Source organism: Vibrio methylphosphonaticus (genome assembly GCF_023634655.1).
Lineage (GTDB): Bacteria > Pseudomonadota > Gammaproteobacteria > Enterobacterales > Vibrionaceae > Vibrio > Vibrio methylphosphonaticus.
In genome coordinates, this window is the sequence record NZ_JAMKMS010000015.1 from 17538 (window position 1) to 39803 (window position 22266).

General features: G+C 44.8%; 20 protein-coding genes and 6 tRNA genes. 12 read left to right on the forward strand and 14 right to left on the reverse strand.

Features of this window, described 5'->3' with window-relative positions; all coding sequences use genetic code 11:
• Window positions 1-187: 187 nt before the first annotated feature.
• The 4 genes from miaA to tsaE are packed head-to-tail and all read right to left on the reverse strand — an operon-like array spanning window position 188 to window position 5365.
• Window positions 188-1135 (reverse strand): tRNA (adenosine(37)-N6)-dimethylallyltransferase MiaA, encoded by a 948-nt coding sequence (gene miaA, locus M9196_RS16705; protein ID WP_250618660.1) that lies wholly within the window; start codon window positions 1133-1135, stop codon window positions 188-190.
• Entirely contained in the window at window positions 1132-3135 is a 2004-nt protein-coding gene (gene mutL, locus M9196_RS16710; RefSeq protein WP_250618661.1) for a DNA mismatch repair endonuclease MutL, read from the reverse strand. Before mutL ends, miaA begins: the two co-directional genes overlap by 4 nt.
• A gap of 47 nt (window positions 3136-3182) precedes the next feature.
• Complete coding sequence (locus tag M9196_RS16715) at window positions 3183-4868, reverse strand: LysM peptidoglycan-binding domain-containing protein (RefSeq protein ID WP_250618662.1); 1686 nt, start codon at window positions 4866-4868, stop codon at window positions 3183-3185.
• Window positions 4869-4900: 32 nt separating this feature from the next.
• Window positions 4901-5365, reverse strand: coding sequence for a tRNA (adenosine(37)-N6)-threonylcarbamoyltransferase complex ATPase subunit type 1 TsaE (tsaE, locus tag M9196_RS16720; RefSeq protein ID WP_250618663.1), 465 nt, complete (start codon window positions 5363-5365; stop codon window positions 4901-4903).
• Window positions 5366-5611: 246 nt separating this feature from the next.
• On the opposite strand from tsaE, the gene queG reads away from it, so the two are divergent.
• Window positions 5612-6739, forward strand: a complete 1128-nt coding sequence (gene queG / locus M9196_RS16725) for a tRNA epoxyqueuosine(34) reductase QueG (RefSeq protein WP_250618664.1) — start codon at window positions 5612-5614, stop codon at window positions 6737-6739.
• 685 nt (window positions 6740-7424) lie between these two features.
• On the opposite strand, the gene M9196_RS16730 is transcribed toward queG, so the two are convergent.
• The 7 genes from M9196_RS16730 to orn all read right to left on the reverse strand — a co-directional run bounded on the left by M9196_RS16730 (window position 7425) and on the right by orn (window position 8872).
• A tRNA-Gly gene (locus M9196_RS16730) sits at window positions 7425-7500 on the reverse strand.
• A 30-nt stretch (window positions 7501-7530) separates the two neighbouring features.
• Window positions 7531-7607, reverse strand: a tRNA-Met gene (locus tag M9196_RS16735).
• Window positions 7608-7662: 55 nt separating this feature from the next.
• Window positions 7663-7738 (reverse strand) — tRNA-Gly (locus tag M9196_RS16740).
• A gap of 30 nt (window positions 7739-7768) precedes the next feature.
• Window positions 7769-7845: transfer RNA gene (locus M9196_RS16745), tRNA-Met, on the reverse strand.
• A 95-nt stretch (window positions 7846-7940) separates the two neighbouring features.
• A tRNA-Met gene (locus tag M9196_RS16750) sits at window positions 7941-8017 on the reverse strand.
• Window positions 8018-8073: 56 nt separating this feature from the next.
• Window positions 8074-8149: transfer RNA gene (locus M9196_RS16755), tRNA-Gly, on the reverse strand.
• Window positions 8150-8326: 177 nt separating this feature from the next.
• A complete protein-coding gene (orn, locus tag M9196_RS16760; protein WP_250618665.1) occupies window positions 8327-8872 on the reverse strand; it encodes an oligoribonuclease in 546 nt (181 codons plus the stop codon).
• A gap of 97 nt (window positions 8873-8969) precedes the next feature.
• Between orn and rsgA the strand changes: the two genes are divergently transcribed.
• The 4 genes from rsgA (at window position 8970) to M9196_RS16780 (ending at window position 13735) form a co-directional block, all read left to right on the forward strand.
• Window positions 8970-10028, forward strand: coding sequence for a small ribosomal subunit biogenesis GTPase RsgA (gene rsgA / locus M9196_RS16765; protein WP_250618666.1), 1059 nt, complete (start codon window positions 8970-8972; stop codon window positions 10026-10028).
• A 151-nt stretch (window positions 10029-10179) separates the two neighbouring features.
• Window positions 10180-11052: an archaetidylserine decarboxylase gene (asd, locus tag M9196_RS16770; RefSeq protein ID WP_250618667.1), complete on the forward strand. Its 873-nt coding sequence runs from the start codon at window positions 10180-10182 to the stop codon at window positions 11050-11052.
• Between the two features lie 240 nt (window positions 11053-11292).
• Entirely contained in the window at window positions 11293-12708 is a 1416-nt protein-coding gene (locus M9196_RS16775; RefSeq protein WP_250618668.1) for an SLC13 family permease, read from the forward strand.
• A 133-nt stretch (window positions 12709-12841) separates the two neighbouring features.
• Window positions 12842-13735, forward strand: a complete 894-nt coding sequence (locus M9196_RS16780) for a DMT family transporter (protein WP_250618669.1) — start codon at window positions 12842-12844, stop codon at window positions 13733-13735.
• 35 nt (window positions 13736-13770) lie between these two features.
• Here the strand turns inward: M9196_RS16780 and epmA are convergent, their stop codons facing one another.
• Entirely contained in the window at window positions 13771-14742 is a 972-nt protein-coding gene (gene epmA, locus M9196_RS16785) for an elongation factor P--(R)-beta-lysine ligase (protein WP_250618764.1), read from the reverse strand.
• A gap of 248 nt (window positions 14743-14990) precedes the next feature.
• Here epmA and frdA point away from each other — a divergent pair, with 248 nt between their 5' ends.
• The 5 genes from frdA to M9196_RS16810 all read left to right on the forward strand — a co-directional run bounded on the left by frdA (window position 14991) and on the right by M9196_RS16810 (window position 19191).
• Window positions 14991-16808: a fumarate reductase (quinol) flavoprotein subunit gene (gene frdA / locus M9196_RS16790; RefSeq protein ID WP_250618670.1), complete on the forward strand. Its 1818-nt coding sequence runs from the start codon at window positions 14991-14993 to the stop codon at window positions 16806-16808.
• Window positions 16808-17566: a succinate dehydrogenase/fumarate reductase iron-sulfur subunit gene (locus tag M9196_RS16795; protein WP_250618671.1), complete on the forward strand. Its 759-nt coding sequence runs from the start codon at window positions 16808-16810 to the stop codon at window positions 17564-17566. The genes frdA and M9196_RS16795 overlap by 1 nt, the downstream gene beginning before the upstream one ends.
• Before the next feature lie 2 nt (window positions 17567-17568).
• On the forward strand, window positions 17569-17952 hold the full coding sequence (gene frdC, locus M9196_RS16800) for a fumarate reductase subunit FrdC (RefSeq protein WP_250618672.1): 384 nt from the start codon (window positions 17569-17571) through the stop codon (window positions 17950-17952).
• A 10-nt stretch (window positions 17953-17962) separates the two neighbouring features.
• A complete protein-coding gene (gene frdD / locus M9196_RS16805; protein ID WP_250618673.1) occupies window positions 17963-18325 on the forward strand; it encodes a fumarate reductase subunit FrdD in 363 nt (120 codons plus the stop codon).
• Between the two features lie 170 nt (window positions 18326-18495).
• The gene (locus tag M9196_RS16810) at window positions 18496-19191 is read left to right on the forward strand and encodes a VV20781 family protein (RefSeq protein ID WP_250618674.1); all 696 of its coding nucleotides are present in this window, start codon (window positions 18496-18498) and stop codon (window positions 19189-19191) included.
• 83 nt (window positions 19192-19274) lie between these two features.
• Here the strand turns inward: M9196_RS16810 and efp are convergent, their stop codons facing one another.
• Window positions 19275-19841: an elongation factor P gene (efp, locus tag M9196_RS16815; RefSeq protein WP_250618675.1), complete on the reverse strand. Its 567-nt coding sequence runs from the start codon at window positions 19839-19841 to the stop codon at window positions 19275-19277.
• Window positions 19842-19875: 34 nt separating this feature from the next.
• On the opposite strand from efp, the gene epmB reads away from it, so the two are divergent.
• Together epmB and M9196_RS16825 are read left to right on the forward strand one after the other, a co-directional pair.
• Window positions 19876-20898: an EF-P beta-lysylation protein EpmB gene (gene epmB / locus M9196_RS16820; protein ID WP_250618676.1), complete on the forward strand. Its 1023-nt coding sequence runs from the start codon at window positions 19876-19878 to the stop codon at window positions 20896-20898.
• Between the two features lie 82 nt (window positions 20899-20980).
• Window positions 20981-21463, forward strand: a complete 483-nt coding sequence (locus M9196_RS16825; RefSeq protein ID WP_250618677.1) for an MgtC/SapB family protein — start codon at window positions 20981-20983, stop codon at window positions 21461-21463.
• 119 nt (window positions 21464-21582) lie between these two features.
• Here M9196_RS16825 and M9196_RS16830 read toward each other — a convergent pair whose 3' ends face one another.
• Window positions 21583-22149: a VC2662 family protein gene (locus tag M9196_RS16830; RefSeq protein WP_250618678.1), complete on the reverse strand. Its 567-nt coding sequence runs from the start codon at window positions 22147-22149 to the stop codon at window positions 21583-21585.
• Window positions 22150-22266 lie beyond the last annotated feature (117 nt).

Sequence of the window (22266 nt, forward strand, 5' to 3'; positions counted from 1 at the left end):
TTTATTTTCCTTATATTAATATTTTTAATTTTAATTATTTAGCTATTGGTACACTACGAGTTGTGTGGCCTTTGCATCTGAGCTAAACCAATGAAATACCCGTTAGTTTTATAATCATAGAACAACAATTCACTTTGAAAACAAAACTCAGTTCCTTTTTGGGTACAAATATACAAAAGCGTCTACATTATACACAGTTAATGCCATCGGATGCTATGGCGTCTGTGAGAGTTTTCATTGAACTCTCAATGTGTTCACTATCCAGCCAAACCAGATCTTCCCAACTCCTTAACCAGGTAATCTGACGTTTAGCCAATTGACGAGTAGCGCAGATTCCACGAAATATCGCATCATCAAAACTACAGTCCCCATCTAAATATTCCCACATTTGTCGGTAGCCGACACAACGAATAGATGGTAAATCGGGATGAAGATCTTTTCGAGCATATAATGCTTTCACTTCATCTTCAAAACCTGCTTGTATCATTTTATCGAAACGCAATTCAATTCGTTTATGTAACAAAGCACGATCTTTGGGCGCTACAGCAAATTGTTTCACTCGAAATGGTAATGGCTCCCCTTTCACTTCCGTCAGTTCAGTCAAAGACTTACCTGATATTCGATACACCTCTAATGCACGTGAAAGACGCTGCGGATCATTAGGATGGATCCTATTAGCTGAGACAGGGTCAATCGCCATAAGTTCATCATGGAGAGCTTGCCAGCCCTTATCTTTCGCTTCTTGCTCTAACTGCTTACGTATCTCAGGGTCAGCAGCGGGCAAAGGAGATAGGCCTTGTAGTAACGCCTTAAAATAAAGCATGGTGCCACCGACAAGAAGGGGGATCTTACCTTCCGCGTGTATCTTGGCGATCTCTGCCAACGCATCACGTCGAAAATCCGCTGCAGAATACGCTTCACTTGGGTCAAGTATGTCGATAAGGCGATGAGGCGCCGCCGACAACTCATCAGCATCAGGCTTGGCGGTGCCTATATCCATACCTTTATAGATCAAGGCAGAATCCACACTGATAATCTCAACGGGGTATTGCTGACGAAGACGTATCGCAAGATCGGTCTTACCTGATGCGGTAGGACCCATTAAAAACAAAACTAACGGTAATTTCTGACTCATGATGAAAACGCTGCAATTGTGGCCGTAAAATCGACAGGACGAACAAACTTAGTATCGCTTAAAGGTAGCTTACCATCGAATAACTGCTCCAAATTACTGAGTAACTGAACAGATTCCGATAATGTATAACGACTTTTCACTTGCAGCACTTTCTTTGCTAACCAAAGACTCAGTCTATTTGAGTTGAGGTCATGCTGCTCAAGGGTTGCCAAGTATGACAGCATTTCATCAATTAACAATTGCAAATTTTGCTGCCGAAGAGGCGAAGGAACCCCCATTACCATGACGGTTTGCTTGTTTCTAATTTTAATATCAATAGCAAAAGATGACAAAAGTTCTACCTGAGACTCTACGAGCTTCAATTGACTATCATTCACCTTTAATGACAGCGGTACCAATAAAGGCTGCATCGTCAACGAAGCCCGCTTGGGGTCTAGCTGCGCGAACAGCTTATAAAATTCAGCGCGAGGCAATGACACAAGTGCGCAATCAGGCTCTGCCTTAACCAAGAGATAATGCGACCCAATGACTGCGACAGCCTTACCAATACGCTCTGTCGCCGCCTGAGCTAGCTTTTCTTCAACCATTGAAGCACTGGAAGTAACAGGAAGATCGGGGGTTTGCAATAGTGCTTGATACACTTTTGCTTCTGCAAGACTTGGTGGCTTATCAACGTTTCTAGAGCTCGAACGATTTGACGTATGACTCGATGACTTTTCTGGTGTCCAAGAAGTGCTTGGCGAGCGCTCTGAAATACTATGCTGCGGTCTATTGTCAGAAGAAGAATCAGCTTGAGGCTCAACACTAGCTCGATAATCACTCCGCCCCGGGTAAGCGGGTGTATTAGCCACCGCATCGATCACCGTCTCCGCGACAGGAACCGCCTTTGAATGACTTTTTAGTTCATCTTCATTTATCGGCTCTGCTGATGCTTCATTTTCGCTGACTTCACTAATACTTTGGGTAAACCCAGAGGTTGAGACTTGAGGCGAATCTATTGATTTTGCTTGAACCAACGCATCACTTAGCGCTTGATAAATAAAGTCGTGCACCAACCTTGCTTGATGAAACCTAACTTCATGCTTAGCAGGATGTACATTAACATCCACCTGGTGGGGATCAATTTCAATAAACAATACGAAGGCGGCATATTGATCCGCAGACAAGCTCGATTCGTAACTTTGGCGGATAGCATGATTAATCAGCTTATCCCGCATCATCCGTCCATTGACGTAACAATATTGAAGGTCGTTTTGCGCACGCCCACCTTCTGGTGTGGTAATCCAGCCATGCAGTTTGAGGTCATGGTGTTCTAACTCAATTCTGAGCATATGACGGACAAACGCCGCGCCGCACACTGATGCAATTCTTTTTTCAGCCTGCGCTTCATTTTTTGCCGCCCGATATTGCCTGACTAACTTACCGTTGTGCTTAACGTTAATAGACACATCAAAACGGCTTAATGCGATACGCTTTAATAACTCATCAATATGAGTAAATTCCGTTTTTTCGGTGCGCAAAAACTTACGTCTTGCAGGTGTATTGAAAAATAAATCCAATACCTCTACCGTTGTGCCAATTGGGTGAGCGGTTGGCTTCAAATTCACCGCCATATCTCGCCCTTCTGCGTAGGCACTCCACGCTTGCTCCTGAGCCGCCGGCCTTGAGGTCAGTGTCAGTCGTGAAACGGAACTAATACTGGCTAACGCCTCACCACGAAAGCCTAAGCTAACAATCGCCTCAAGGTCATCTAAAGTATGAATTTTTGATGTGGCATGACGACTAAGTGCTAATTGAAGCTCATCCTTAACAATGCCTTTTCCATTATCACGAACTCGAATGAGCTTGGCGCCACCCTTTTCAATGTCGATATCAATACGAGTCGCACCAGAATCAATACTATTCTCCACTAACTCTTTCACCACCGAAGCGGGTCTTTCAACCACCTCTCCTGCGGCAATCTGGTTCGCTAATCTAGCTGGGAGAATTTTTATTGTCACACCACTACTCCGAGTCATAAAAATTTATACATAGTCAACGTTGCACGTTACCTATTAGGAATAATCAATACCTGCCCAACGGCAAGTTGATCTGAACGTAACTTGTTTGCATCACGTATGCTTTGTATCGTAACGTCATAGCGAGATGCAATCTTACCTAAAAACTCACCACGCTTAACGGTGTGCTTTCTGACAGGCAAATCTTTGACACTAACGGAGATCTTCAGCTTTTGGCCTAGTCGTAAGGTATCCGATTTGAGATTGTTTTCACGTTTGATATCAGCAACCGACACTTTGTATTTATTCGCTATCTTGCCAAGGTATTCGCCTTTCGCCACAGTATGTGTGACAACTTTCGTTTCAACCGTATTAACCTTGCTGCTCACTTTTACTGGCGCACTGTTTCCTGGGATAGTGAGAACTTGTCCTACAGCCAGTCCATTGCTCTTCAGTTTATTCGCCGATTTAATTGACGACACAGAAGAACCATATTGCTGGGCAATCACTGATAACGACTCGCCACGTTTCACCGTATGCTTACGTTGCTGGCCCTTATTAGCAAACAAGGTGCCTTCTGGTGGGTTCGCTTCAAAATACTGGACTAACGCGGTTGCTAGTGCGCGAGCTAACTTATCTTGGTGACTACGCGTGGTCAGCAAACGTTCTTCACTTGGATTGGAAATAAAACCTGTTTCAACCAATACCGATGGTATATCTGGCGATTTTAATACAGCAAGACTGGCGTTGACGGGCTCTTTCTTGTGCAAGTGAGCCACTTTTCCCATCTCTTTCAATATTTTAGTCGCGACTTTATAGCCTTCTTTTTGAGAATGGCTAAATTGTAAATCGAGCAACGTTTGACTGACGTTTTTGTCATTTGAATTCTTGGCTAACGCTTCTCCCGCGCCACCAAGTAATTCTGACTGCTGCTCATGGTTTTCTACCCAACGTGCAATTTCAGTGTTCGCTCTTCTGGTATTCAAGACGAATACTGATGCCCCTCGAGGTTGTGGTGTTCGGAAAGCATCGGCATGAATAGAGACCAAAAGATGTGCTTTGTTTTTACGAGCAATGTCGGAACGTTTATTCAAGTTAACAAAATAATCGCCACGTCGAGTCAGTACCGCCCTCATTCCTGGAATGGCATCTATTTGCGCCGCAAGTTTTTTGGAGACACTCAACGTCACATGTTTTTCATATTTGTTTGTCGGTCCAATAGAGCCTGGATCCTCACCACCATGTCCGGCGTCGATTGCAACGACGATATCGGCCGTACCGCGCAGTTGTGACGCATCGCGACTGACCGCTGTCTTACTGCTACTGCTTGCAACAGCAACCGGTTTCGCCTGAGCCGCTTTCCCATGGGGAAGATCAATAACAAGGCGGTGTCCATATTGCCCGCCAGGCGTCGGATTCAAGGTAAACAACTGAGGTGTTGATGCCTGTTTCAATTCAAAAACAAGGCGATACGTTCCTTTCTTAGGTGGCGAACTTTTTCTTACTTTGCTCAATACGGGGCTATCAGTCACATTAAGTGGTAACTTAGTATTTAGCGTTGTATTGCTGAGATCGACCACAATACGGCTTGGGCCTGATAACGAAAAATAACTAAAATCCGCCTTCGATTTTAGGTCAATAACGACCCGTGTCTCATCCGGTGATGGCCAAACCCGTATTCCTTCAAGGCTATTCGCCCATGCAAGCGTAGGGAAAAGAATGACGATGGCCAGCATGAGCACTCTCATGCGACTAAACAAACGATTGATCAATTTAACTCCAGTTGACTAATGAGCTGATTTCCATATTCAGAGTTTGCGGTAAATGTAATTTCACGCGCTTCTCCTGCGTACCTCAAGTCAATATCAAGATCAGCGGCTGGTAACACACCCTCACCTTTTTCAGGCCATTCCACTAGGCAAATGGCATCATCGGAAAAGTAGTCACGAATCCCCATAAATTCCAGTTCTTCAGGATCCGCTAAACGATACAAATCAAAGTGATAAATATTCCACTGCTTGAGTTGATAAGGTTCCACTAACGTATACGTTGGGCTTTTTACATTACCTTGATGCCCTTGGCTTTGAATAAACCCACGACTAAACGTCGTTTTTCCCGCCCCAAGATCACCGTGTAAATAGATGGTTGTTTGTTTTGAGCAGAGATTAGCGAGTTTAGTTCCAATTAAAACAGTGGCTGCTTCATCAGCTAAGGCAAATTTTTTAGTGTTCATCACATTTTTCTCTGAATACGTCGGTTGAGAGGTGAAATAGTAAACTGTGTCGCTTTTTGTAGACAAGCATTGTTGTGTAAGTAATTAGAAAATTTACCATTAAAAGCGGTGAATCCCTACAAAGTGATGGTAAATACCCATCAACTTCCCACACAAATTTGGATATCTGTCTTTTTTCTACTCATACTTTGGATACAAACAGATTTGAGTATAGAATACGCGTCCTTTTTGAATAGAGTGATCGTGATGGATTTAGATAAGCTTACCAACGACATCAAACAGTGGGCGAAAGAACTGGGTTTTCAAAAAGCAGGCATTAGTGATATCTGCTTAGAAGATCAAGAGACATCGCTTAACCACTGGGTGGCAGCTGGCTATCACGGTGAAATGGCGTGGATGGAGTCAAATCAAGATTTACGCCTTCACCCCGATCAACTCCACCCCAATACATGCCGTATCATTAGCGTGCGCATGAATTATCTACCTGAAGATGCACACTTTGCTAGCAATCTGCAAGACAAGCATACTGGCTACATCAGTCGCTACGCGTTGGGTCGGGATTATCACAAACTCATTCGCAACAAGTTAAAAAAATTAGGCCAAAAAATTGAAAGTGAAGTCGGCGCCTTAGGGTACCGGCCATTTGTCGATTCCGCGCCGGTACTCGAACGTCCGCTGGCAGAAAAAGCGGGACTAGGATGGACAGGTAAACACTCTTTAATACTCGACAACGACGCTGGCTCTTGGTTCTTCCTTGGCGAATTATTTATCGACCTACCCCTTCCTATCGATCAGCCTGTTGAAAATCAATGTGGTAAATGTACCGCGTGCGTAACCTCATGCCCAACCAATGCGATCTTAGAGAATGGCGTCGTCGATGCAAGGCGATGTATTTCATACTTAACCATTGAGTATGATGGCATTATCCCTGAAGAGTTTCGAGATGCGATCGGCAATCGAATTTACGGCTGTGATGATTGCCAGTTAGTCTGTCCGTGGAATCGATTCTCTGATATCAGCAAGCAAGTCGACTTCCAGCGCCGACCAGTATTCAATGATCCGGACTTAAAAGCGTTGATCGCTTGGGATGAAGTTACATTCTTAAAAAATATGGAAGGGTCTGCCATTAGGCGTATCGGGCATGAGCAGTGGCGAAGAAACATCATTATTGCAATTGGCAATGCTCCGTTCCAAACAGATTACATTACTCTACTCGAAAGCTTAAAGGGTGAAAGCGAGCTGCTGGATACTCACATCATCTGGGCACTGAGAAAGTTACGTTCCCAAGAAGATAAATTGTCACTAAGCAAAATTGATAGCAGAAACCAACGTCTTATTCGGATAGTGCAAAAGGGACTACCTCGCGATTCATAGAATCAAGCCGTCTCATCTCGACATTAGCGACAAATCAAATAAATTTTCTTGACTAACATCTCATATTTGGATTTGTGGAAAAACATAAATTTCATTCGTGCTATGTGCTTGTGAAAACAGGTTAAACACAGATGCAATATATGACTAGGATCAAATAAATGTCACTTGTCGATCATTTAACCACAACAACACACAACGCAAAAATAACAAGAAAGCCATTCAAAACAAGTGGTTATATGTAAATCTCTCATTTTTACCGTCAGCCGTTACTGTAAAGATCTTTCAAGCACTTAACTAACACATCAAGTAAAAACAATTTATCAACCAAGTTATCCACACAAAATAAGATGTGGATAAGTCTGTTAATTTAAATGTAAGCGCACCGTAGAAAAAGGCCTTCGCCCTATATCCACAGCGTTGAATATCTACAGGAATAGCAGCGTAGACGCATTTAATAGACGAGATGGTCTACATGGTAAAAACGTTACAACTAACTAAATTTTTTGGAGTGATGCTTCTCAGCATTAGGAAAGAGCGGCAGCGAAAGGACTAAGTTTCTCAACTTTGCTTATATGAAATGCTGCTTTAGGCTTTCTTTCAACAAGAAAGCATAGCGACTGACAAAACTTGTTCTACTAAAAGCAGAACAAGACTTAAACCTGTATAAGGTTAAACTGCGCTAAAATGGAGCGATACATCGGGTTCGAACCGATGACCTCAACCTTGGCAAGGTTGCGCTCTACCAACTGAGCTAGTATCGCATATCAACAGCCAATGCTATTGATTAAATGTGGTTGCGGGGGCCGGATTTGAACCGACGACCTTCGGGTTATGAGCCCGACGAGCTACCAAACTGCTCCACCCCGCGTCCGAATTGTAGTCACCGTTAAGTACCGTGAGAACTGTATTTTCCTAAAGGAAAATGGAGCGATACATCGGGTTCGAACCGATGACCTCAACCTTGGCAAGGTTGCGCTCTACCAACTGAGCTAGTATCGCATATCAACAGCTAATGCTATTGATTAAATGTGGTTGCGGGGGCCGGATTTGAACCGACGACCTTCGGGTTATGAGCCCGACGAGCTACCAAACTGCTCCACCCCGCGTCCGAATTGTAGTCACCGTTAAGTACCGTGAGAACTGCATTTCCTTTTAAAGTAAAGGAATTTGCTCATCAACAGCCAATGCTATTGATTAAATATGGTTGCGGGAGCCGGATTTGAACCAACGACCTTCGGGTTATGAGCCCGACGAGCTACCAAACTGCTCCATCCCGCGTCCGAATTGTAATCACCGTTAAGCACCGTGAGAGCTGTATTTTCCGTAAAGGAAAATGGAGCGATACATCGGGTTCGAACCGATGACCTCAACCTTGGCAAGGTTGCGCTCTACCAACTGAGCTAGTATCGCATTGAACGTGTTTCCTCGTTCAGGGCTGCGAATTATAAGAGCATTTTTTTGTGATGCAAGTCCTATCGATAAAAAACATTCATTTTTTTTCTTTTTGATGAAAAAGCACACAAAAATACCTTATTTTTCTTGAAACTAGAACAAATCAGCCCCGCCACGATTTAGATAAAGATTCAACTAAATGGAGAAAATAGTTCCACGATAGTATTTTAGCTCAGCAATCGACTCTCGAATATCATCAAGAGCAAGATGAGTACCTTGCTTGCTAAAGCCATCTAAAACCTCTGGCTTCCAACGACGAGTCAGCTCTTTTAATGTACTCACATCGATATAACGATAGTGGAAGTACTCCTCAAGCTCTGGCATGTGCTTGTATAAGAAACGACGATCTTGGCCAATACTATTCCCACAGATAGGTGATACCCCTTTAGGGACCCACTGCTCTAAGAACTCGATAGTCTCTACAATCGCCTGCTGTTCTGTGTACGTACTCTCTGTCACACGAGAAACGAGTCCGCTCGCCGTATGAGTATTCGTGCACCAGTCATCCATTTTTGCTAGCTCAGCTTCAGGCTGATGAATGGCAATCACTGGACCCTCTGCAAGAATGTTCAATTGACTATCAGTCACTATGCTCGCAATTTCGATGATTTTATGTTGCTCAGGATCGAGTCCTGTCATCTCGAGATCAACCCAGATTAAATTCTGATCGCTAAAAGACATATCGCCCTCGTCTATTTGTTTTCCGCTAAAAGAGGTACTATACCGAAATAAATTTCAGTAACCCAAATGGTTTGATGCATTGGCATCATAGAATATCGTGGCGAAAAAGAAAAAATTAACCAAAGGCCAAGTGCGTCGAGTACGCAGCAACCAAAGCAAGAAACTTAAACAAGAAGAGACCGTTCAGTGGGATGAAACCATGCTAGGTGCGGTCAAACAAGGTTTAGTGATTACTCGTTTTGGTCAACATGCCGACATTGAAGATCTTGAAACTCAAGAGGTTCATCGTTGTAATTTACGACGTGGAATTGAGTCTCTCGTCTCTGGCGATCACGTAAAATGGCGTGTAGGCATTGAGTCAATGCATGGCATTTCTGGTGTTGTAGAAGCCGTCGAACCACGCAGCTCCATTCTCACACGCCCAGACTATTACGATGGCCTAAAGCCCGTTGCAGCCAACGTTGACCAAATGGTTATTGTCTCTGCCATTGCGCCGGATTTATCGTTTAATATCATCGACCGTTACCTTGTTGCATCAGAAACATTGCAAATCGCGCCGTTACTGGTTCTAAACAAGGTTGATCTGATTTCGGAAGAAGACAAAGCGGGTATCTATGCCTCTATGAACGCTTACAAGCGCATTGGTTATGATGTTGCTTTTGTCAGTAAAGAAACTGGTGAAGGAATCCAAGAACTGGAAAGCTACCTCAAAGATAAAGTAAACATCTTTGTTGGGCAATCTGGGGTAGGTAAATCAAGCCTAGTCAATGCACTCATGCCTGAACTGGAAATTGAAGAGGGCGTTATCTCTGAAAACTCAGGATTAGGCCAGCACACCACCACGGCCGCCAGGCTCTACCACTTCCCATCAGGAGGCGATCTTATCGACTCTCCTGGGGTTCGCGAATTTGGGCTTTGGCACTTAGAATCTCACGAGATTACTGAAGCTTTTGTCGAGTTTCGTCCTTACCTTGGTGGCTGTAAATTTAGAGACTGCAAACACTTAGATGATCCTGGCTGCATTCTCCGTGAAGCGGTTGAAAATGGTAATATCGATAAAGGCCGTTTTGATAACTACCACCGCATTTTGGAAAGCATGGGTGAAAACAAAGCCAATCGACAATATTCGCGTAATAAAAAAGCGGATCTTGGCTGATTAAAATCTAAGTTTGTCGCTATGCCGCTAGTTTGTCATCACACACAATGTCAGCACTGGAATGAGACTAAGTACTGACATTTCGTGAGATTTACATTAATATCTCGCGCCCTGAATTAGAAATACTCAATTAATGTTGGAATAATAAGCAATGGATAAGATTAAAGTTGGACTTCAATATTGGATACCAAAACACGGTTTGACCCGTTTAGTCGGTAAACTAGCATCAGCAAAAGCTGGTGGTCTAACGACAGCTATCATTCGTTGGTTTGTAAAACAATATAACGTCAATTTAGATGAGGCTTTGTACTCAGATCCGGCTCACTTCGAAACTTTTAACGAGTTTTTCGTTCGTGAACTCAAGCCTGGCATTCGACCAATTACAGAGGGTGATTCTGTTATCACACACCCAGCGGATGCATGCGTGAGCCAATTTGGTCCCATTGAAGACGGTAAGTTAATTCAAGCTAAAAACCATCACTACACCGCACAAGAACTGTTGGGTGGAAGTGAAGACCTCGCTAAAGAGTTTACCGATGGCGAATTCGCAACGCTGTACCTTTCTCCTCGCGACTACCACCGCGTACACATGCCATGCGACGGTACATTGCGCCAAATGATTTATGTACCTGGTGACCTATTTTCGGTCAACCCGCTCACAGCAGAGAATGTACCAAACCTGTTTGCCCGCAACGAGCGTGTCGTATGTATCTTTGATACTGAGTTTGGCCCAATGGCGCAAGTCCTTGTTGGCGCTACGATTGTCGGCAGCATTGAGCTAATTTGGGCGGGTACGGTAACACCGCCAACTGGCAGCTCAGTTCACACTTGGGACTATCCTGCGGAAGGTACTAAGTCTGTTGTGTTGAAAAAGGGTGAAGAAATGGGTCGCTTTAAGCTAGGTTCAACGGTCATTAACCTATTTGCCCACAATAGCATCCGTTTTGATGAGACCATGGTAAATACCGCCCCTACCGTTATGGGCACACCTTATGCTCATGCGGCTGAACGTAACGACAGTTAATTAGCTAAGTATGTAAATAACTAGACCAGTCAAAAGAAACGGTGCAAATTTGCACCGTTTTTTATTGCCTTAACCTCAGTTCTCTTAATTGTTCTGCTTGATGCTAATTGTTGACGTAAGACAATAATCTCACCAAAAAATCCTCTATGTTTTCAAAACTCTAACCTCAGTCGAAGACCCTGTGATGATTATCTTTTAATCTATTTAGTAGATAACTTTAGATTTGAGATAATACTGCCTATGCCCAAGATAAATAACGGGGTTTTGATCCGGCTCCTGATCTGCTTTATGGTTCCCCTTGGTGTGCTAATGATGCCTATTGATGCCATCCCCATCGACGATCTCACGCTTATTCAGCATCGACTACTCGCTATTTTCTTGCTTGCTGCACTACTCTGGGTTCTAGAGCCAGTTCCTGTTTTTGCCACCTCAATTCTGATCATTGCCTTAGAGCTAGTCATGCTTTCAGATAAAGGATTACACCTATTTCGCACGCCACCAGCAGGGCACGACTTAGGTGAATTGATGAAATACACCGACATCTTTAGCGCTTTTTCATCGCCTATTATTATTTTATTTATGGGTGGCTTTGCCTTAGCGATTGCCGCGTCTAAATACGAACTCGACAACAACCTCGCTCGCGTCTTACTTAAACCATTTGGTCAACAGCCGAAATTTATCATGCTGGGGTTAATGCTGATCACCGCTGTCTTTTCGATGTTTATGTCGAATACCGCCACCACCGTGATGATGTTGGCATTGCTTGGTCCCATTGTTGCTTCTGCACCTAAAGGCGACATTGGTATCAAGGCCTTAGTGTTATGTATTCCTATTGCCGCAAACACCGGGGGAATAGCAACACCGATAGGAACGCCGCCCAATGCAATAGCTTTACAATATCTAACCGGGGAAAACACCATCGACTTCCTACAGTGGATGATGATGGGGCTACCTTTTGTCATCATTCAACTGACCATTGCATGGTTTTTATTACAACGCTTCTTCCCATCCTCACAAGATAAGATGGTGCTAAAACTCAATGGGACATTCCAGAAGAACTGGCGAGCCATCGTCGTGTACGCTACCTTCGCCACCACCATTCTGCTTTGGATGACAACCAAGTTACATGGCATGAATACCTACGTCGTTTCCATCATTCCTCTTGCTGTGTTTACTCTGACAGGGATCATGGGTAAGGAAGAGCTTAAACTCATTAACTGGGATGTGCTTTGGTTAGTTGCGGGGGGTATCGCGATCGGCATTGGCTTAGATAAAACCGGACTCGCCGTCGCCCTTGCCCACGCCATCGACTATGAATCACTCTCGCCCATGGCTGTGGTGCTAACGCTTTCTGTCGTCTGTTGGTTAATGGCTAACTTCATGTCGAATACCGCTACCGCTAACTTACTCATGCCGATTGCCGCGGCGATCGGTGCCTCAATGGAAAGCCTTGCCACTATTGGTGGTTTACAAGGGCTGTTAGTCGTGGTCGCATTTTCGGCATCGTTAGGGATGATTCTTCCTGTCTCCACCCCACCAAACTCTCTTGCCTACTCTACCGGTCTGATTGAAAGCAAAGACATGGCAAAAATGGGGCTCATCCTTGGTGTTGTTGGCCTACTCATCGTCTATCTCGCAACTTGGATCCTGACCTAAACGCCTTATTGAACTTAGTTAAGTCCCTTGGCAGCAATGAAATCCACCCTAGCGGGGGGATTTCATTGCACTTTACTAGAGCGCATAGTACAACCTGTTTAACGATAGGATTTCGAATTGAATAGGGAAACTCATGGGGTTTGAGTGGTTTGCGCTTATTGCCGCCTTTTTGTGGGCGGTTTCCAGCATTATTTCTGTCACACCAGCGCGCCATCTTGGGTCTTTTGCCTATAGCCGATGGAGGATGGGATGCACTGCCTGCATTCTCACTACGATGGCGCTGCTCACGAATGGCTGGGGAAGCGTTGCCTATGCGCACATCACCCCAATGGCGCTATCGGGACTTATCGGGATCTTTATTGGTGATACCGCCTTATTTGCTTGCTTAAATCGAATGGGACCACGTCAAGCGGGTTTGCTGTTCTCTTGTCATGCGGTGTTCTCCGCCATACTCGGTTACTTTCTTTTTTCTGAAACCATGAGCTCAGTTGAACTGATGGGGTCGGCTTTCGTGTTTTCAGGCGTCGCCACCGCGATTTTTTTTGGTCGTAGACAAGCTAAATCTTCCGTAAATCGCTTAGAAGACATTCAAGGAAACGTTTGGGTTGGTGTTGCACTCGGTATTACCGCGGCACTGTGTCAGGCACTTGGGGGGATCATCGCAAAGCCCGTTATGCAAACGGCTATCGACCCCGTTGCCGCATCCGCGATTCGTATGATTACGGCATTTATTGCCCATAGCCTATTTTGGTTAACCGGGGCAAGACTTGCCAAAAGTATCCACCCCATTACCCTGCCCATCTTCGGCATTACTGCATTAAACGGGTTTCTAGCCATGGCTGTTGGCATGACGCTCATACTCTTCGCACTGCAAACTGGTAATGTCGGCATGGTAGCGCTGCTTTCTTCGACAACACCCATCATGGTATTACCGCTGCTATGGCTATACACCAAGCAACGACCTAACCGCTACGCTTGGTTCGGTGCATTGCTCGCCGTCACAGGGACGGGAATACTCGTCAGTTAAGCGAACAAGCATACAACCGCTAAAGCTTGTGGGCATTATGCTATCGGAAATGGAAAAGCCGTCACTTGATCGATATGGTCAGCACCGATAGCCAACATTATCAGCCGATCAATACCTAATGCTACGCCCGCACATTGTGGTAACCCTGCCTCTAATGCCGCAATCAAGTGATGATCAATCGGTTGGACAGGTAAGCCCATTGTTACCCTCTTTTGGTTATCTTGTTCAAAGCGAGCTAGTTGCTCTTTAGGGTTATCCAACTCATGGAAACCGTTGGCAAGTTCGATGCCCTTAAAATACACCTCAAAGCGATCGGCCACCCTTGTGTCATTGGCATTCACTTTCGCCAATGCCGCTTGTGAAGCTGGAAAGTCATAGACAAAAGCAGGAGAATTCAAACCAATCTTGGTTTCGACGCCGATGCTAAACAACAATTGCAATAAAGTATCTCGGTCCTCTTCACTGTCAGCAATATCAGACAAGCCTAACGTCCCGGCAGCAGCTCGAAGTTCAGACATAGAAGCGGTGAGTGGACAGACGGATAGAGCTTGAATAAACGCTTGTTGATACGTCATTCGCTGTGCTTTCTCTCCCTTTAATACCTGCATCAGTAGTTCATCCATTTCATCCATCAGCTGATGATGGTCAAACCCAACGCGATACCATTCCAACATAGTAAATTCTGGATTGTGGTATCGACCACTCTCTTCATTACGAAACGCCTTCGCGATCTGATAGATACAGCCACTCCCCGCCGCCAGCAATCGCTTCATATGAAATTCAGGGCTAGTCATAAAATATAAGCGTCTGCCATCGGCATAACCAGGCCCAACAAATTCGGTATCAAACGTTTGTAAATGCACATCCGTCACCGTGGCATGACTCATAGCTGGCGTCTCCACTTCCATGACATCCCTTGATAAGAAAAATTGACGTATGTTGTGAATAATCTCTGCACGTTTTTTTAGCAAAGGTATTGATGCTGTTGGCTGCCAGTCGCTGTAAATCATAATCAAACTCATTAGCTGTAGTTATTGATAATTGTACAAATTTAAAGATATCCCACGATTATAAGTGACGTTAATCACACATCATATAAATACTATGCCTCTCTTTGCATTTCCGTTGAAAAAACCTAACTCAATCAATTTTTTTACCCTGCACCTTATCTACTATAGCCCTTAGTTTTTATCTGCTTATTTAAGCGCTAATTATCACTCGCGAGTTCAACTCGCTCTCACACTGGAGGATAACTGTGAAGACAATAACCACAGATATCGCAGTCATCGGCGCTGGTGGCGCTGGTCTTCGAACTGCTATTGCAGCCGCTGAAGCAAATCCTGATATGGAAGTTGCTCTTATCTCAAAAGTTTACCCGATGCGATCGCACACGGTCGCGGCTGAGGGTGGCTCTGCCGCTGTAATCAAGGATGAAGATAGCCTAGACAATCACTTCAACGATACCGTTGGTGGTGGTGACTGGCTTTGTGAACAGGATGTTGTTGAGTATTTCGTAAAAAGCGCAACCAAAGAAATGATCCAAATGGAGCAATGGGGCTGCCCTTGGAGTCGAAAAGAAAATGGCGAAGTCAACGTTCGTCGTTTTGGTGGCATGAAAGTGGAACGAACCTGGTTTGCCGCAGATAAAACAGGCTTCCATATGCTACATACGCTATTTCAGACCTCAATGAAGTATGACCAAATCAAACGATTTGATGAGTACTTTGTAGTTGATCTACTTGTTGTAGAAGGCGAAGTCCAAGGTCTGATTGCCATTCATATGTCGGAAGGCGAACTCGTGACCATTAAAGCGAAGTCTGTGGTACTCGCAACAGGTGGCGCAGGTCGTGTTTATCACTGTAACACTAACGGCGGTATTGTGACTGGCGATGGCATGGCCATGGCTTATCGCCATGGTGTGCCACTACGTGATATGGAATTCGTGCAATACCACCCAACCGGGCTTCCTGGCACTGGCATCCTAATGACCGAAGGTTGTCGTGGTGAAGGCGGTATTATCGTCAACAAGAACGGCTACCGTTACCTACAAGATTACGGCATGGGTCCGGAGACACCAGTAGGCGAGCCAAAAAACAAATACATGGAACTGGGTCCTCGTGACAAAGTGTCTCAAGCCTTTTGGCATGAGCAGCAAAAAGGCAATACCATTAAGCACCCACTGGGTGACGTGGTTCACCTAGACTTGCGTCACCTTGGCGAAGAATACTTGCAAGAACGTCTACCGTTTATCTGTGAACTTGCCAAAGCTTACGTCAACGTTGATCCAGCCAAAGAGCCAATCCCAATTAGACCAACCGTCCACTACACCATGGGTGGTATTGAGACCAACGGTCAATGTGAAACGCGTATACAAGGTTTATTCGCCGTCGGTGAATGTGCATCCGTTGGCCTTCACGGTGCAAACCGACTGGGCTCCAACTCACTGGCTGAGTTTGTTGTGTTTGGTCGTGTTGCCGGAGAGCAAGCCGTTGAACGTGCGCAAGCCTTTAAAGGCTGGGATGACGCAGCCATTGCAAAACAAGTAGAAGCCGTTGAAGCGCGTATTGCTGCCCTACTCAGCCAAGATGGCGACGAAAACTGGGCAGATATCCGCACTGAAATGGGTCATACCATGGAAGCGGGTTGTGGCATCTACCGTCAAGAAGACTTAATGCAAGCCACGCTTGAAAAAATAGCCGAACTTAAGCAGCGTTATAAAAACATCGGTATTAAGGATAAAGGCAAAGTCTTCAACACAGACTTACTTTACGCCATCGAAGTTGGTTACGGTCTTGAGGTAGCAGAAGCTATGGCGCACTCCGCTATCCTGCGTAAAGAATCTCGTGGTGCGCACCAGCGTTTAGACGATGGTTGCACAGAGCGCGATGATGAAAACTTCTTAAAACACTCTCTAGCTTTCTTCCAAGAAGACAGCGCACCGAGTATTGATTATAGCGATGTAAAAATCACTAAGTCTCAACCTAAAGCGCGCCTTTACGGTGAAGCTGCTGAGAAAGCCGCCGCTGCAGAAGCAAAAGCTGCTAAAGAAAACAATGCAGAGGAGCAAGCATAATGTCAGCAAATCGCATTCAAAAAGTAGAAATCATGCGTTACGACCCGGAGAAAGACTCTGAGCCTCGCATGCAGATGTTTGATGTCCCATTTGATGAGACTATGTCAGTCCTTGATGCTATTGGCTATATCAAAGACAACCTAGACAAAGATTTGTCTTATCGTTGGTCTTGTCGCATGGCGATTTGTGGCTCTTGCGGCATCATGGTAAACGGTGTCCCTAAGTTAGCGTGTAAAAGCTTCTTACGAGACTACACGGGTGGCGTAAAAATCGAGCCACTCGCAAACTTCCCAATCGAGAAAGATTTAATTGTCGACATGACGCCCTTTATTGAGCGCCTAGAAGCCATTAAACCTTATATCATTGGTAATGACCGTACCCCGGAAGATGGCGCAAACTTACAAACGCCAGAACAAATGGCGAAGTACAAACAGTTTGCCGGCTGTATCAACTGTGGGCTCTGCTACGCGGCGTGCCCTCAATTCGGATTAAACCCTGAATTTATTGGTCCTGCTGCTCTGACACTCGCCCATCGCTATAACCTTGACAGTCGCGATAATGGCAAGAGCGAACGTATGGCGCTCATTAATGGAGAAAATGGCGCATGGGGTTGTACCTTTGTCGGCTATTGCTCGGATGTTTGTCCTAAAAATGTCGATCCAGCGGCTGCGGTAAACCAAGGCAAAATTGAATCTTCAAAAGACTTTGTTATTGCCATGCTCAAGCCGGATGGTTCACCAAAGAATGTGGAGGCATAACCATGAGCAATAGAAAACCTTACGTTCGAGAAATAAAACGCACTTGGTGGAAAAATCATCCTTTCTACCGGTTCTACATGCTACGTGAAGCGACAGTGTTACCACTGATTCTATTTACGATTTTCCTAACCTTTGGTTTAGGAGCGTTAGTGAAGGGACCAGAAGCTTGGCAAGGTTGGTTGGCATTTATGGCTAACCCTATTGTGATTGCCATCAACATTGTTGCGCTCGCAGGTAGCTTATTCCACGCTCAAACCTTTTTTAGCATGATGCCTCAAGTCATGCCGATTAAATTAAAAGGTAAAGCGGTAGAAAAGAAAACCATCGTGCTAGCGCAATGGGCTGCCGTTGCAGCGATTTCTCTTATTGTGCTGATTATCGTCTAAGGAGACCACTGTGATTAACCAAAACCCTAAACGTTCAGACGAACCCGTATGGTGGGGACTATTTGGTGCAGGCGGCTCATGGTTTGCCATGATTACTCCTGTGACCATTCTTGTCCTTGGCATCCTAGTACCCATGGGTATCATTGACGCAGAAGCATTAAGCTATGAGCGCGTGGCTGGATTTGCCACTAGCTTTATCGGTGCTCTATTTGTCATCGCGACACTCGCCCTACCAATGTGGCATGCGATGCACCGTCTTCACCATGGTATGCATGATCTAAAAATTCACGCAGGTGTAGCAGGTAAGATTGCGTGCTATTTCTTTGCCGGTCTTATTAGTGCATTGGCAGTGATCTTTATCTTTATGATTTAACGATCAAAATGATTTAACGGTCAAAATGCCAAAAAAGGGTAGCGAATTCGCTACCCTTTTTATTATCTAGCAGTGTGTGACTCATAATTCATTCAGACAATCTCTTACATCCCTTCATTCCCTCCCCCTATACAATCCGCGCCGATTTATAATAAAAAAGAGATGTAACAATGAAAAAGTCTATTTGCGCACTGGTTATTTCAAGTGCTCTTTTTGGGTGTGGTAGCACCGTTAATATGAAAAAATCAGATGCGATTTCAACACAACCAGAACTCACACTAAAAACCGATGGTACTTTTTGGGGGTTCGGTCCCGAAGGTTCATTTGATATTGCTGGTCTCTATCACGGAAAATATTCACGTAGCGCTTCCACCAGCTCTTGGTTTAATACCATCAACAGTAAAGAAGGGGATATGGTTGCAGAGGTCACTCGCACGGACGGTGGGGAGACTTGGACGTTGATTTGCAGTGGCGGTGGTACGAGCGTCGACATCGGCAGTTTTTCGTTTGGCGGTAACGGCCCCTACCTTTGTCAGATCAGTGAAGCGGGTCAAGCCGTTGGTGAATATGAGGTGGCAAGAAAATCTGAAGCCATCAGTCTATCAACAGCGAAGAAAGAGATCGGATTTATTCGACTTGGCTGCACGCACTTTAACGTTGAGTCTATTCACGATGGTGAGGGACTGCTGATGAGTGTCGACAATCCGCTTGGTTATCGTTTTAGCAGGGGCAGCCAAGAAATTGCCGCCGCGCAAACCAATGGTGCGATAACCCTTCAAACACTGGCCAACTTACCCGATGCAGACATGAACACCCTTGCGCTAGGTACGGTTGCGAGTGCATTAAGTTGGCGCCCACAAGAATAACGCCCACTATGACCCCGACATAGCATATGTCCCAAAAATAAAAAAAGGTCGCCTAAGCGACCTTTTTAATCTCGAAAGTAATATTACTTAACACGGCCTACATATTCCGCAGTACGAGTGTCAACTTTTACCACTTCACCGATTTGAATAAATAGTGGAACACGTACAACGGCACCCGTTGTTAGTGTCGCAGGCTTACCGCCTGTACCTTGTGTATCACCTTTTAAACCCGGATCCGTTTCTGTAACTTCTAGCTCAACAAAGTTAGCTGGCGTGACAGAAATCGGCGTACCATTCCAAAGTGTAATCATACAAGGGTTGTTTTCTACCAACCATTTCGCATTGTCACCTACCGCTTTTACGTCTGCAGCGATTTGTTCGAATGTTTCATTGTTCATAAAGTGGTAGAATTCACCGTCTGAGTATAGGTAATCTAGATCGATATCCATGACGTCAGCGACTTCAAAGCTCTCGCCTGACTTAAATGTTTTCTCTAACACCTTACCAGACAGTAGTTTACGAATTTTAACACGGTTAAATGCTTGACCTTTACCTGGCTTCACGTATTCATTTTCTAGAATCACGCAAGGCTCGTTATCCAGCATTAATTTCAAACCGCCTTTAAATTCATTAGTGCTAACAGTAGCCATTGTATCCTCTTAGTATTCTTCGAGTTAAAATTTAATGTCGCCTATCATAACCCGAAATCTTGTTTCTGTTGAGCAAAACTGGCTCAAACAGCTATCCAATGCGATCTCAGACCCGTATCAATTGCTTAAACAGCTGGAAATTGATACCGCGCCATGGGAAAGCGGCTTACGTGCACGGAAATTATTTCCTATGCGTGTCCCTCAAAGCTTTGTCGAACGAATGGAAAAAGGCAACCCGTACGACCCGCTCTTACAACAAGTGTTGCCATTGAGCCAAGAGTTCGAAGTCCATGCTGGGTACTCAGAGGACCCACTAGAAGAACAAGGTGCGGTGGTACCCGGATTACTGCACAAGTACAAAAGCCGTGCGCTAATGATAGTCAAAGGTGGCTGCGCGGTTAACTGCCGCTATTGCTTCCGACGCCACTTCCCTTATGAAGAAAATAAGGGCAACAAAGCAAACTGGCAGTTCGCTCTGGACTATATTGCCAACCAACCAGAAATCAACGAAGTCATTCTCTCTGGTGGCGATCCATTAATGGCGAAAGACAAAGATATCGAATGGCTTATCCAGCATATAGAATCTATCTCGCACGTTAACACACTGCGTATTCACTCACGTTTGCCTGTTGTTATTCCTGACCGAATCACAGAGTCACTGTGTGAGATGTTGCAAGAAACTCGATTGAATACCGTTCTGGTTACACACATCAATCATGCTAATGAAATTAATCCAGCCCTGTCGCGGGCGATACAACAGATTAAGCGAGCTGGCGTCACCGTGCTTAATCAAAGCGTGTTACTAAAAGGCATCAATGACAGTGTTGAGAGCCAAGTCGCGCTGAGTCATGCATTATTTAATAGTGGCATACTGCCCTACTATCTGCACGTTCTGGATAAAGTGCAAGGCGCAGCGCATTACTTTGTCGACGATCATGACGCCAAACGGCTAATGCATGGATTAATCGAGCGAGTCTCTGGCTATTTAGTCCCAAAACTCACTCGTGAAGAAGGAGGTAAAACCAGCAAGACACCACTCGACCTTCACCTTGAGTAACGTTTTTCGTCTCGACAAAATTTATTTGTTCGCCTGCCCGGTCTAATAAACAGATACTGCTTTTTTTTGGGGGAGCGTATTTGTGGAATTAGCAGCATTTTTCGATTTAGGGCCATTTTCATGGCAGGCACTAGCATGTTGTATGCTTAATGGCACTCTTATTGGCCTTGAAAGGCAAACTCGTGGCAAACCCGTTGGCATCCGAACATCCATTTTAGTGCTCTCTGGCACCTACCTCTTCATGTCGATGGCTATATCCTTATCCCCAAATACCCTTGACCAAGCTCGAGTATTAGGACAAATCATTACTGGTGTCGGCTTTTTAGGTGCAGGGGTCATGATGTCTGAAAATGGTAAGATTCACGGTGTGACTTCAGCCGCCGTCATTTGGCTACTTGCAGGGTTAGGCATGATGATTGGGTTGGGGCATTACAAGGCCTCTATCATCCTAACGTTACTGGCCTTAACCATACTGCTTGGTGTCGACAAAGCAGAAAGTAGCTTTCAAAGCTTACGCCGCGGTGTCCATCAAACCTTCCAAAGGCGCGGTAAACGTAGAAAGTAGAAAGTAGAAAGTAGAAAGTAGAAATACAAGCATAAAAAAGCCCCGAAACATCGAGTGTTCGAGGCTTTATCTCACGCTCTGTCACTTAACTCCGTGTGATTACACAGAGTTACTCAAAACTATTTAGCGAAGTTAACAATTGGGAAGCACTTGAAGAAACCGTTGTCTGCACAGTTAATTAGACCAATCTGAACACCATCGATAGTATTCGTTTTGTTAAAGATACCCAATTGGAAGTTAGATTTCTTGGAAAAACTGGCGATACCGATATCAGCCATCGTGTTACCTTCAGAGTAGTTTACCGCACTCCAGTTAAGGCCTTTTACGTCGTTAGTGACGTTGACCATACCAAGGTTAACACCCGTTGTTGAACCTGTATTCCAGTTAAAAATACCTAGTGAGGCACCTTTCATTTCTTGAGTGACTTTAGAAGCACCGAAGAATAGACCAAAGTTTACACCCGTTGTACGCTGAGTTTCAGACATACCCAATACAGAAAAGTCGACACCCTTTACTTCATTTACTTGACCATGAAGAACAGATAAACGCACACCACCAACCGCATTCGCGTCTGGAGCATTAAATCCGTTTAAAGATGAAAACATAACTGGCGTGCTATCTGCTAGCGCCATTGGGGAAATCGAGAGTGCTGCTGCCACTGCAAGGGCTGATACGACTTTTTTCATTATTTTTGTCTCCACTGACATTATCATTCGTCATCAATAACTATAGACGATGCTATTGCCGCTAACTATAGCGCATGTCAGTAAATTGTCATAACCCGTAACATATTAGCCGTTCAA